Below are 12850 nucleotides of genomic sequence, written 5' to 3' on the forward strand. Positions count from 1 at the left end.
TCACAACGACAGTAGGCCCTGGCCGCGCAGAAAAGCGAGCAGCGGCAACAGCGGCAAGCCGAGAATGGTGAAATGATCGCCGTCGATCCGGCTGAACAGGTGGACGCCCAGCTTCTCGAGTTGATAGGCGCCGACGCTCGCGGTAGCCGCATCGCCAGCCGCATTCAGATAGGCCTCGATCGTCTCCCCGCTCAGTTCCCGCATCGTCATGCGGGCGACCGACACATCTTCAAAGAGCGGCTTGCCATCGCGCACAATCGCGACACCGGCGTGCAGCGTGTGAGTCCGGCCGGACAGCGCGCGCAGATGCTCCGCCGCCCCCGCGCGGCCAGCCGGCTTGTTGAACAGGCGGTTCTCGCATTCAAGGGTCTGATCGGCTCCGATAACGTAGCGGCCGGGCGAGCGCGACGAAACCTCGCGGGCTTTTTCGCGAGCCAGGCAAATGGCGATCTCATCGCTCTTGGTCAGGCCGGAATTCCGCTGAATGGTTCGTTCGTCGATCGCGGCTGGAACGGTCTCGAATGACAGACCGGCATTTGCGAGCAATGCCTGGCGAACCCGGCTTTGCGATGCGAGGATCAAGGGCTTCGGTTCGCGCCAGACCACGGTCACCGGCCCTGCTCCGCCTGGCGCTGCCGTTGCCGATCCGCAAACAGCTTCATAATCGCTGCGGCGGTCTCTTCGATCGACCGGCGTGTGACGTCCAATTGGACCCAGTCATGCTTCGCGCTGAGACGGCGGGCATAGGTCACTTCATCGGCAACCGATTGGCGATCGATATAGGTCTCATTGCCGGCACCCGACCCGATGCTCAACAGCCGGTTTTGACGCACCTGGATGAGCCGCTCGGGCGCTGCATGAAGGCTGACGATCAAAGGTTTTTTCAGAGTTTCCAGTTGACGCGGGATGGCGATGCCCGGCACCAGCGGCACGTTCGCAGTGCGGATGCCGCGATTGGCAAGATAGACCGACGTTGGCGTTTTTGACGTGCGCGACACTCCAACCAGAACGACGTCGGCCTCCTCCAGACCTTCGACGTGCTGTCCGTCGTCGTGCATCATGGTGTAGTTCAAGGCGTCGATGCGCCTGAAGTAATCCGCGTTCAGCGTATGCTGTGCGCCGACCCGGCCGATCGTGGAAGCGCCGAGATAAGCCTGAAACAACTGCATCACAGGGCCGATAATCGAAAGGCTCGGGCTGTTGATTTCCTGGCACTTGGCTTCGAGACGCTCCACCAGATCCTTTTCAAGGAGCGTGAACAAAACGATTCCCGGCGTTTCCTCGATTTCCGCGAGAACGCGGTCGAGCTGTTTCTGGCTGCGCACCAGCGGATAGACGTGTTCGACCGGCGTGAGGTTGGCATATTGGGCGGCGACCGCACGCGACACCGTGATCAGCGTCTCGCCGGTCGAATCAGACACCAGATGAAGATGAAAATTGCTGCCGGTGATGGGCGACATGACCCCTGAATACCCTGTGCATCGCTGTGGAGTTCGAGCCGCGATACGGCTCATCCGGCAAGGACCGCGGGATAACCGGAGATTTTGCTCACAGGTCTCGCGGCAGGGATAACTCCGCCGATCGCTGGCGATAATAGTGAGACTGTGTGGAATTGTCTCTGGGTAATTGCGGGCCAACAACGCGTAAGTGTTTGCGTTGCTAACGATCTTTCGGATTCACGGCTGAGCAAGTCTTAATTCAGGGACGTTGTGAAGAAGCCCTTGAAAGGGCCGGGACAGAATTGCGCCCGCCGAATTCACTGTCACTTAGACTCAAACCTTAAGAATCTTAAAATTAATTTTTAGAAAAGAGTCGCTTGCGGAGATCGTCCCGATCAGGTCTCTATCCGTCGCCGGAATAACCCTGATGCCGGCTGTATGTTCCGACAGAGTGACGATCGTCGGGTCATCCGAGCGAGAAGACCGATGTACGAATGGATCAAGGCATTTCATGTGATTGCGGTCATCTCCTGGATGGCGGGGATGCTCTATTTGCCGCGGCTGTTCGTTTATCACTGCGAGGCCGAGATCGGCTCGAAAGAATCCGAGACGTTCAAGGTGATGGAGCGGCGGCTGTTCAAGGCGATCATCAATCCGGCGATGATGGTGGCCTGGGGGCTCGGGCTTTATATGATGTGGGTGCATCAATGGTATCTGGCGGGCTGGTTTCAGGGAAAGCTGGCACTGGTGATCCTGATGTCCGGCATTCATGGCTATTTCGCTCGCCGCGTGCGTGATTTCGCGGCTGACCGGAACGTGATGAGTCAGAAATTCTATCGTATTATCAATGAGGTGGTTACAGCATTGATGGTCGGCATCGTCATATTGGTCATCGTCAAGCCGTAACGGCCGGGCTCGAAGCGGAAAGCTGCCGACTGGAGAACAGTACCGTCAATGCTTGATCGCCGTACGGGCTAACCCCGCATTCCCTTTGCGGAATTTCGCGCCCAGGGCGGACAGGCAAGACCTCGACGTCGCTTAGGTCCGGAGATCGTCGGACTGCGGGAGCCAGCCTTCGACGGAAGACTGATGCACTCCTCCTTGCACGAAAGCGTTCAATTTTCTATATTGCGGACATCCCACCCCCAAGCAGGCGGATGTGGTCACGTTCCGGTTTCGCTGTTGAGCCGGCCGCCACGCCAGGAAGCCTTTCGGCACCTTCCTTGCCCAAAGTTTTTTCCACGGTCAGGATCTGCGGACTTTTCTCTCAGCCGTCCGCATCTTCATGAACCCGCCTGACGACTCTCCTCGAAGCGTTCCACAGGACCCTCCCAAATGCGGGAAATGAAACTTCAAGACCTCAAGGCCAAGACTCCAGCCGAACTCGTGTCGTTTGCGGAAGAGCTTGGGGTCGAAAATGCAAGCACCATGCGCAAGCAGGAGCTGATGTTCGCCATTCTCAAGCAACTGGCGATTCAGGAAATCGATATCATCGGCGAAGGCGTGGTCGAAGTCCTCTCCGACGGCTTCGGATTTCTGCGCTCGCCGGACGCTAATTATCTGCCGGGCCCGGACGATATCTACGTCTCGCCGTCGCAGATCCGCCGCTTCGGCCTGCGAACCGGCGACACCATCGAAGGTCACATCCGCAGCCCGAAGGAAGGCGAGCGTTATTTCGCGTTGTTGAAGGTCAACACGCTCAATTTCGAGGATCCCGAGAAGTCGAAGCACAAGGTCAACTTCGACAACCTGACGCCGTTATTCCCCGATCAGCGGTTCCGCCTCGAACTGGAGGACTCAACCCGCAAAGATCTGTCGGCGCGTGTCATCGATATCGTGGCTCCGATCGGCAAGGGACAGCGTGCGCTGATCGTGGCGCCGCCGCGCACCGGCAAGACCGTGCTGATGCAGAACATCGCGCACTCCATCACCGCCAATCATCCCGAATGCTATCTGATCGTTCTTCTGATCGACGAGCGTCCGGAGGAAGTCACCGACATGCAGCGCTCGGTGAAGGGCGAGGTCGTGTCCTCGACGTTCGACGAGCCGGCTGTGCGCCATGTCCAGGTCGCGGAGATGGTGATCGAAAAGGCCAAGCGCCTGGTCGAGCATGGCCGCGATGTCGTCATCCTTCTCGATTCGATCACACGGCTCGGCCGCGCCTACAACACCGTAGTGCCATCATCTGGCAAGGTGCTGACCGGCGGCGTCGACGCCAATGCCTTGCAGCGTCCGAAGCGTTTCTTCGGCGCGGCGCGCAACATCGAGGAAGGTGGCTCGCTGACCATCATCGCCACCGCGCTCGTCGATACCGGCAGCCGCATGGACGAAGTGATTTTCGAGGAGTTCAAGGGCACCGGCAACTCCGAGCTGATTCTCGATCGCAAGGTCGCCGACAAGCGCACTTTCCCGGCGATCGACATCGCGCGCTCCGGAACCCGCAAGGAAGAACTCATCACCGATCCGCAACTGCTCAAGAAGATGTACGTGTTGCGGCGCATTCTCAATCCGATGGGAACCATGGATGCGATCGAGTTCCTGCTCGACAAGCTGCGCAACACCAAGAACAACTCTGAATTCTTCGAGTCGATGAATACGTGATCCTGCCGCGTTTTGTAGTCATGCCCAGGGCATAGCTGTTCAAGGACCGGCTTCGCTTCGCTCGCCCATAGCCGTTCAAAGAACGGCGTCGCTTCGCTCGCCCATAGCCGTTCAAAGAACGGCGTCGCTTCGCTCGCCTATGGGGCGAGCCCCCCACACCTCTTTGATAAGAGGATCGCTTTAAGAGTGGATGCCCGTGCAAGACAGGCATGCCCGCGATGAGCGGGCATGAGTGGTTTGAACGCCGCGGCTATAGGCGACGACTGCCGTTAAGTAGAGACTCGTTGCTTCACCAGATCGATCAAAGCCTCCCGGGCTGTCACGGGCAGCGAGCAGCTCTGGTTGCGGCAGACGAAGGCCGCCGCGCCCTGCACGGAATCCGCCTTGACGCGCGCGGAGTGACCGGCCGGCAGCGCATCGGCATGCGGCGCGTGCAGCACGATGCTTGTGGCGTGCGGCAGTTTTCGCGCGGCGTTGAGCAACGCGTCGGCTTGCGCGCCCTCGCCGACCACGACGATCTCCGCGCCGGCGAGGCGGAGATCGAGCGCATTCATCAGCGACAACTGGCCGAAACCTGTCGCGGTCGCGCTCGGCAGCAAGGCGGCGAACATGTTGTCGATGCGGTCGCGCCACTTGGCATCGCTGGTCAGCGCCGCGAGGCGGACCAGGTTTTGTGCGATCAGTCCGTCATGGTTGGGGATGGCGTCGTCGGCCGTCGAGTGCGGCCGCACGATCAGCCCTTCGGCATCGTCGGCTGTGAGATAATACCCGCCGTGTTCGACGTCGGCGTAATGGGTGTCCAGCGTTGCCTGCCAGCGCAGCGCTTGCTCGAGGAACGCGTTGTCGCCGGTCGCCTCATACAGGGCCAGTGCCGCGCGTTCCATCGCGGCATAGTCGGAAGCGAGCGCCGGGATCAGCAGCCGGCCCTCGCGCCAAGAATGACCGAGCCGCCCGTCGCGGGTCATCGTGGTTTGTACGAACGCGAATGCCGTTCGCGCGATCTGCAGCCAGTCCGCGACAGCGAAGGCGCAGGCTGCGTGAGCGAGCGCCGCGATCATCAGGCCGTTCCAGTCGGCGAGCACCTTGTCGTCGAGGCCCGGACGGACGCGGCTCGCGCGGCGCGCCAAGAGCTTCGCACGTAGCGCCTGCATCCGCGCGTCATCATTGCTGTCGAGATCGGAGTTCTTCAGGCGATTGGGAATGTTATGGCCTTCGAAATTGCCGCTTGCGGTGATGTCGTATCGCGCGGCGAAATCAGCGGCGTCGGTTGCGCCGAGCACCTCTTCGACCTCCTTTAGCGACCAGACGTAGAACTTGCCTTCCTTGCCTTCGGAGTCAGCATCGAGCGAAGAAGCGAAACCGCCCTCGCCTGTCAGCATCTCACGGCAAAGCCAATCGACGGTCTCGATCGCGCGTTCGCGGTACAGCGGATTGTTGCTGCGCGCGTAGTCGAGCGCGAGCAGGTCGAGAATCTGCGCGTTGTCGTAAAGCATCTTCTCGAAATGCGGCACCAGCCACTTGTCGTCGACGGAATAGCGGGCATAGCCGCCGCCGAGATGATCGTAGATGCCACCCTGGCTCATCCGTGTCAGGGTCAGCGTGGTGGCGGCGAAAAAGCGTTCGTCGCCGGTGCGCGCGCCGGCGCGCCAGAGAAATTCCAGCACGGAGCATTGCGGAAATTTCGGCGCGCCACGTAGGCCGCCGTTCACGTGATCGATCGCCTGCATGATCGAGGCCGCGGCGTTATTGAGTTCGGCGGGGCCGAGATTCGCCGGATTTTCGGACCTTGCGCGTTCGGAAAGCCGGGCGAGCAGCGCATCGCGGTTGTGCGCGATCCGGTCGGGCTTGTCGTGAAAAACCCGCGCCACCGATTGCAGGACATCGGTGAATGCCGGGCGGCCGTAATCCGGCAGCTTCGGAAAATACGTGCCGCCCCAGAACGGCGATCCGTCGGGCGACAGGAACATCGTCAGCGGCCAGCCGCCCTGCTCGCCGAGATGATGCAGCGCGCTCATGTAAATCTGGTCGATGTCCGGCCGCTCCTCGCGATCGACCTTGATGCAGACGAACAACTCGTTCATCACTGCGGCGACTTCGTCGTCCTCGAAACTCTCATGCGCCATCACATGGCACCAGTGACAGGCGGCATAGCCGATCGACAGCAGGATCGGACGGTTGGTCCGCTGCGCTTCGGCAAGCGCCGCGGGTCCCCACGGCCACCAGTCGACAGGATTGTGCTGGTGTTGCAGCAGGTAAGGGCTCGTTTCCGCAGCCAAGCGATTCGCGGGACGGCCGGAGCCGGCTGCGGCGTGATTCATGTCGAGGCACTCTTCATTCGGATATGAGATAACGGAAAGCTGCAAGGCTTTGCCGCTGTCGTCAGTATTTGTGGTGTCGTCGAAGCCGATTAAGACAATAGGCAATGCATCCGCGAGAGCAAACGATCTTCGCCCTGTCGTCGGGCCGGCCGCCGTCGGCGATCGCGGTTGTGCGGGTCTCGGGCGCGCTGGCGGGAACGGCGCTCGCAAAAATCGCAGGAATGATTCCTCCCGCGCGGCTGGCGAAGCGGGTCATGTTGCGCGATCAGATTGGCGAAGTAATTGATGATGCTGTTGTTTTGTGGTTCGCCGGGCCGGCGAGCGCAACCGGCGAGGACGTCGCGGAGTTCCACGTTCACGGTGGCCGCGCGGTATTGAACACGTTGTTCGCCGCGCTGGCGTCTATGGACAATGTGAGGGCAGCGGAGCCGGGAGAGTTTACCCGGCGCGCATTCGAGAACGGCAAGATCGATTTGACCGAAGCCGAAGGTCTCGACGATCTCATCCATGCCGACACCGACCGGCAGCGGCGGCAGGCGTTACGGCAGTTGCAGGGACTGCTCGGCGATCGCGCGCGTGAGTGGCGCAGGCAACTGATCGAGGCTTCGGCCCTGATCGAAGCCGGAATTGATTTCGCCGAGGAAGGCGACGTGCCGGAAGACCTAGTGACGCCCGCGATGGAGAAAATCGCGCGGCTCCGTCACGAAATCGAAAAAACCCTTGCGGCATCGGCACAAAGCGAACGCCTGCGCGACGGATTGACGGTCGCGATTGCGGGGCCGCCGAATGCTGGCAAGTCGACGCTGCTCAATCGCCTGGCGCGCCGCGAGGCGGCGATCGTCTCGCCGTATGCCGGCACCACGCGCGACATCATCGAAGTGCATCTCGATCTTGATGGTTACCCGATCACGCTGATCGACACCGCGGGCATTCGCGATACCGACGATCCGGTCGAGCGGGAGGGCGTGCGGCGGGCGCAGGAGCGCGCGGCGTCCGCCGATCTGGTTTTGTGGCTTGCGGATGATGACGGTGAGGGCGCCCGTTTGCCGCGACCATTCGGCGAGGGGGGTGTGCCGGTCTGGCGCGTGCGTAACAAGGTCGATCTTTCCGGGCTCGAAACCGATGGGGCGAAGCCAGGGCATCTTGAGGCAACATGTGGGCAGGGGGCGCCGACGAAGCATTTCCGGATCTCAGCCGCGCTTGGCGATGGCGTGGAGGAATTGGTTGCGGCGCTGACGAAGTTCGCGGGTGAGTGGTTCGGTTCGGGGGAAATGGCCGCGGTCACACGTTTGCGGCACCGCAATATATTGCGGGAGGCCGCAGCATCGCTTGCGAAGACGGAGAGGTTGGTCGGGCAGGGCGATGAACTGGTCGCCGAGCAGCTTCGGATCTCGGTTGAGTTGATGGGGCGGCTGCTGGGTCGGGTGGACATCGACAATATTCTTGATTCGCTCTTTAAGGATTTTTGCATCGGTAAGTAGTGAATATGTATTCATTTATTTAGTCTGATGGGAGGCTAGATTGCTCCGGATCGAAATGTTTCACGTGAAACACGCTGACCGGTGCCGCCCCACCGATGAAACTTATCTTTCGGATGGTCCCCACCTGAGATAAAAGCGCAGCGAATATTGCTAAACCCATGACACCATCATTCGACGTCATCGTGATCGGAGGGGGCCACGCCGGCTGTGAAGCCGCGACAGCGGCCGCGCGGATGGGCGCCCGGACGGCGCTCGTGACTCACCGCTTCGCGACCGTCGGCGCGATGTCCTGTAATCCCGCGATCGGCGGCCTGGGCAAGGGTCATCTGGTCCGCGAGATCGACGCGCTGGACGGGCTGATGGGGCGCGTGACCGATGCGGCGGGAATCCAGTTCAGGATGCTCAATCGCCGCAAGGGTCCGGCGGTGCGCGGGCCCCGCGCTCAGGCCGATCGCAAGCTTTATGCCGCCGCGATGCAGGGTGCGATTCGGGAGACTGCAAATCTTGAGGTTATCGAAGGCGAGGCGGACGATCTCATAGTCACGTCCGGCCGAATCGCCGGCATTCGCCTGAGCGACGGCCGCGAGTTCAGGACGGGGGCGGTCGTTGTCACCACAGGCACCTTTCTGCGGGGGCTGATCCATCTCGGCGAAAAAAGCTGGCCTGCGGGGCGGGTCGATGAAGCGCCGTCGCTTGGCCTGTCCGCGGCCTTCGAGCGGATCGGCTTTACGCTCGGTCGCCTCAAGACCGGAACGCCACCGCGGCTCGATGGCGCTACCATTGACTGGGCGGCGGTGGAAATGCAGCCGGGCGACGATCCGCCGGAGCCGTTTTCGGTCATGACCGATCGGATCACGGTGCCGCAAATCCAGTGCGGCATCACCCGCACCACACAAGCGACCCATGATGTCATCCGGGTCAACGTTCATCGCTCACCGATGTATTCGGGCCAGATCAAAAGCTCGGGGCCGCGCTATTGTCCGTCGATCGAGGACAAGGTGGTCCGCTTCGGCGACCGCGACGGCCACCAGATTTTCCTGGAGCCGGAAGGTCTCGACGATCCTACGGTCTATCCCAACGGGATTTCGACCTCGTTGCCGGAGGAGGTTCAACGCGCGATCCTCGCGACGATTCCGGGTCTCGAGCGCGTCCAGATGACCCGGCCAGGCTATGCCATCGAATACGATCACGTCGATCCGCGCGAGCTGGAGCCGACCTTGCAGACCAGGCGGATGCCCGGGCTTTTCCTGGCCGGTCAGATCAACGGGACCACGGGATATGAGGAGGCCGCGGCGCAAGGGCTGGTCGCTGGTCTCAACGCGGCCTTGACGGCGGGCGGGGGCGATCCCGCCGTTTTCGACCGCGCCGACGGTTATCTCGGCGTGATGATCGACGACCTCGTGACCCGCGGAATTACCGAGCCTTATCGGATGTTCACTTCGCGGGCCGAATACCGCCTGACGCTCCGCGCCGACAATGCCGACCAGCGGCTGACGGACAAGGGCATTGCAATGGGCTGTGTCGGGGCAGGGCGCGCCGCACATCACCGGGCCAAGATGGCGGCGTTGGAGGCGGCGAAGGCGCTGGCGAAATCGCTGTCGGTGACCCCGAACGAGGCGGCCCGGCACGGGCTTTCGCTCAATCGCGATGGTCATCGGCGGTCGGCGTTCGAACTTCTGTCCTATGCCGAGATCGGGTGGGGCGAGGTGATCGCGATTTGGCCGGAGCTATCCGCCATCGATCCGGGAATCGCCGTGCATCTGGAGATCGACGCCAAATACGACGTCTATCTGAAGCGACAGACCGCGGATGTCGAAGCATTCCGGCGGGACGAAGGGCTCATCCTGACCGGGATCGACTATGGGACGGTGCCGGGCCTCTCGAATGAGGCGCGCAACCGGTTGGAAAAAGCGCAACCGCGCACGGTGGGGCAGGCCGGTCGCCTCGACGGCATCACGCCTGCGGCACTCGGCATCCTGGCGGCGTATCTGCGCCGCGAAGCGCGGAAGAGAGCGGCAGCTTCGGCCTGAGCGCGATCCGGCCGCGATGTTTCACGTGAAACATCTGAGTTCGTTTTTCAGGCGAAAGACTCCCGGCGGCGCCAACCAACCGTGCGCGGTAGGGAGCCCTGTTTCGCAGCGACAGCCATGGGAGCAGCAAAAACCGGGTCGCATATGCCGGAACGCCGCCGCCGCCATCGGCCAATGGCCGACTGAGGTGAAGCTGTGGGAACGAAATATCTGGTCGGGAATCACGCAGTCCCGTATGCTGCGGGCGTGGCCATGCCAAAACCTTTACAGGCTCAATCCGTTTCGGCCGTCGACAAGGCGGCCGCGCTGGCGCTGACCCCTGTTTCACGTGAAACCGAGGCGAGGTTGGACGCCTATGTGGACCTGCTCGGCCAATGGCAGACCAAAACCAATCTGGTCGCGCCGTCGACGATGCCGCAGCTTTGGACGCGTCACATCGCCGATTCGCTCCAGCTTCTTTCGCTGGCGCCGCAGGCGAAACTCTGGGCCGATCTTGGCAGCGGCGGCGGCTTTCCTGGCGTTGTGCTGGCCTGCGCCCTCGCCGGCGTCGAAGGCGCCCGGGTCGATCTCGTCGAGCGCAGCATCAAAAAGGCCGCCTTTCTTCGCGAGGCGATTCGCGTCACCGCGGCGCCCGCCGTCATTCACAACGCGGATATTGGGGATTATGTGGAAAGGTTGGATAACCGGATCGATTGCGTGACCGCGCGAGCGCTAGCGCCTCTACAAATGCTGCTCGGCTTCGCGGAACCTCTGGTCAAACAGGGAACCAGGGCGATGTTTCTCAAGGGACAAGATGTAGAGTCAGAATTGACGGAAGCCACTAAATATTGGAATATTGAACCTCGCATTCATTCCAGCCGCACCGGCGGAGGGGGCTGGATCGTCGAGCTCGATCGCATCGAGCGGCGCGATAGTTCTCCGACAGAGCAGACATGACAAATCAGACATGGCGTCGCGCATGACGGTAATTGATGAGATATATCAATACGATGGCGAGCGCGAATCGTGCTCCCGCCATCCCCGGATCATTTCGCTCGCGAATCAGAAGGGTGGCGTCGGCAAGACGACCACCGCGATCAACCTCGGCACCGCGCTGGCGGCGATCGGTGAAAGCGTCCTGATCGTCGATCTCGATCCCCAGGGCAACGCATCGACCGGCCTCGGTATCGACCGCCGCGATCGCAACGTCTCCACCTACGATGTGCTGATCGGCGAGGCGCCGCTGCGCGACGCCGTGGTGCCGACCGCGGTGCCGCGTCTGCACATCGCCGCCTCGACCATGGACCTTTCCGGCCTGGAGCTCGAACTTGGCGCAACGAAGGATCGCGCGTTCCGCCTGCGCGATGCGATCACCGCGCTCAACGGCAATGCAGCCGACAACGCCGATTACACCTACGTGCTGATCGACTGTCCTCCGTCGCTCAACCTTCTCACCGTCAACGCGATGGCGGCGTCGGACGCGATCCTGGTGCCGCTGCAATGCGAGTTCTTCGCGCTCGAAGGTCTGTCGCAACTCCTGCAGACGGTCGAGCAGGTACGCACCACGCTCAATCCTAATCTGTCGATCCATGGCATCGTGCTGACCATGTTCGACTCGCGCAACAATCTGTCGAATCAGGTCGTCGCCGATGTGCGCCAGTTCATGGGCTCGAAGGTCTACGACACCATGATCCCGCGCAACGTGCGTATTTCGGAAGCGCCGTCCTACGGCAAGCCGGTGCTGGTCTACGATCTCAAATGCAGCGGTAGCGAAGCCTATCTGAAGCTCGCGACCGAGGTGATCAAGCGCGAGCGCGATCTGCGCACGACGCATTGAGGACTGGAAATCATTCGTGACGCGCGTGAGCGAATCGACGCCGCTTGCCGAACGAAACCTGCTCTCTCCTCCACAATGGAGAGGAAATTAAAAGAACAAACCACGCCGTTGTTCTGAAACGCGCGTGCAAAATCATCTCGTTGATCGGGAGTGTTCTGCGTGAATCCAAGGGAGCTGGCGATGGCCGACGAAGCGCGTTCGCGACTGGGCCGCGGTCTTGCAAGTCTGATCGGCGACGTCGGTGGTGAGGCGGCCCACGCCGAACGCCCGCGCACGCAGCGCAAGGTGGCGATCGAGTTCCTGAAACCCAATCCGCGCAATCCGCGCCGGGTGTTTTCCGATGTCGAGCTCGGCGAGCTGGCCGATTCGATTCGCCAGCACGGCGTGATCCAGCCGATCGTGGTGCGCCCGGTGAAGGGCGTTCAGGATCGCTACGAGATCATCGCCGGCGAGCGGCGCTGGCGCGCGGCGCAGGCGGCGGGACTGCATGACGTTCCGATCGTGCCGGTCGACGTCAGCGATCATGTCGCGCTTGAGATCGCGATCATCGAGAACGTGCAGCGCGAAGATCTCAATGCGATGGAAGAGGCGAAGGGCTATCACGCGCTTGCCGACGAATTCAAACGCACCCAGGACGAGATCGCGAAGATCGTCGGCAAGAGCCGTAGCCACGTCGCCAACATGATGCGGCTGACGAAATTGCCCGACGACGTGCAAGAGCTGATCGCCTCGGGCGAGTTGTCGGCGGGCCACGCGCGTGCGCTGATCGGCGTGCCCGATCCCTCCACCGCCGCGAAGCGCATTGTCGCGGAAGGTCTCAACGTGCGGCAGGCCGAGGCACTCGCACATGAGGCGGGCGTGCCGGAGCGCAAGCCGCCGAAGGCGCGCGCAGACAAGGCGCAGAAGGATGCCGACACGCTGGCGCTGGAAAAGCGCGTCAGCGACGCGCTTGGCCTTGCGGTGACGGTGGATCACAAAAATCCTGGCGGCGTCGTGCAGATCCGTTACCGTGATCTCGATCAGCTCGACGAGATTTTGAAGCGGCTGGATACGAAGGGATAGCAACCGACCAGCCGTCGTCCCGGCCAAGCGCGTCGCGAGCGCGAGCCGGACCCATAATCTCCGACTCTTCCTATTGCAGCCGACATGAACTGACGCTCCGCTT

10 protein-coding genes are annotated in these 12850 nt (G+C 61.8%); 7 read left to right on the forward strand and 3 right to left on the reverse strand.

Features of this window, described 5'->3' with window-relative positions:
- Complete coding sequence (locus tag ACS3WB_RS00645; RefSeq protein ID WP_438273685.1) at nt 1-612, reverse strand: Maf family protein; 612 nt, start codon at nt 610-612, stop codon at nt 1-3.
- Nucleotides 609-1460: a pyruvate, water dikinase regulatory protein gene (locus ACS3WB_RS00650; RefSeq protein WP_438273686.1), complete on the reverse strand. Its 852-nt coding sequence runs from the start codon at nt 1458-1460 to the stop codon at nt 609-611. Before ACS3WB_RS00650 ends, ACS3WB_RS00645 begins: the two co-directional genes overlap by 4 nt.
- Before the next feature lie 465 nt (nt 1461-1925).
- On the opposite strand from ACS3WB_RS00650, the gene hemJ reads away from it, so the two are divergent.
- Both hemJ and rho read left to right on the forward strand, forming a co-directional pair.
- The gene (gene hemJ, locus ACS3WB_RS00655) at nt 1926-2345 is read left to right on the forward strand and encodes a protoporphyrinogen oxidase HemJ (RefSeq protein WP_438273687.1); all 420 of its coding nucleotides are present in this window, start codon (nt 1926-1928) and stop codon (nt 2343-2345) included.
- A gap of 429 nt (nt 2346-2774) precedes the next feature.
- The gene (gene rho / locus ACS3WB_RS00660) at nt 2775-4040 is read left to right on the forward strand and encodes a transcription termination factor Rho (RefSeq protein ID WP_292619400.1); all 1266 of its coding nucleotides are present in this window, start codon (nt 2775-2777) and stop codon (nt 4038-4040) included.
- Nucleotides 4041-4309: 269 nt separating this feature from the next.
- Here the strand turns inward: rho and ACS3WB_RS00665 are convergent, their stop codons facing one another.
- Nucleotides 4310-6358 (reverse strand): thioredoxin domain-containing protein, encoded by a 2049-nt coding sequence (locus ACS3WB_RS00665; RefSeq protein WP_438273688.1) that lies wholly within the window; start codon nt 6356-6358, stop codon nt 4310-4312.
- 104 nt (nt 6359-6462) lie between these two features.
- Here ACS3WB_RS00665 and mnmE point away from each other — a divergent pair, with 104 nt between their 5' ends.
- The 5 genes from mnmE (at nt 6463) to ACS3WB_RS00690 (ending at nt 12747) form a co-directional block, all read left to right on the forward strand.
- Nucleotides 6463-7839 (forward strand): tRNA uridine-5-carboxymethylaminomethyl(34) synthesis GTPase MnmE, encoded by a 1377-nt coding sequence (mnmE, locus tag ACS3WB_RS00670; RefSeq protein WP_438273689.1) that lies wholly within the window; start codon nt 6463-6465, stop codon nt 7837-7839.
- A 158-nt stretch (nt 7840-7997) separates the two neighbouring features.
- Nucleotides 7998-9869, forward strand: coding sequence for a tRNA uridine-5-carboxymethylaminomethyl(34) synthesis enzyme MnmG (gene mnmG / locus ACS3WB_RS00675; protein WP_438273690.1), 1872 nt, complete (start codon nt 7998-8000; stop codon nt 9867-9869).
- A gap of 252 nt (nt 9870-10121) precedes the next feature.
- Nucleotides 10122-10805, forward strand: a complete 684-nt coding sequence (gene rsmG, locus ACS3WB_RS00680; protein WP_438273691.1) for a 16S rRNA (guanine(527)-N(7))-methyltransferase RsmG — start codon at nt 10122-10124, stop codon at nt 10803-10805.
- Nucleotides 10806-10827: 22 nt separating this feature from the next.
- Entirely contained in the window at nt 10828-11685 is an 858-nt protein-coding gene (locus tag ACS3WB_RS00685; RefSeq protein ID WP_438273692.1) for a ParA family protein, read from the forward strand.
- 180 nt (nt 11686-11865) lie between these two features.
- Nucleotides 11866-12747, forward strand: a complete 882-nt coding sequence (locus ACS3WB_RS00690) for a ParB/RepB/Spo0J family partition protein (RefSeq protein ID WP_438273693.1) — start codon at nt 11866-11868, stop codon at nt 12745-12747.
- Nucleotides 12748-12850: the final 103 nt, after the last annotated feature.

The organism is Nitrobacter sp., from assembly GCF_051535215.1.
Classification (GTDB): Bacteria; Pseudomonadota; Alphaproteobacteria; order Rhizobiales; family Xanthobacteraceae; genus Nitrobacter.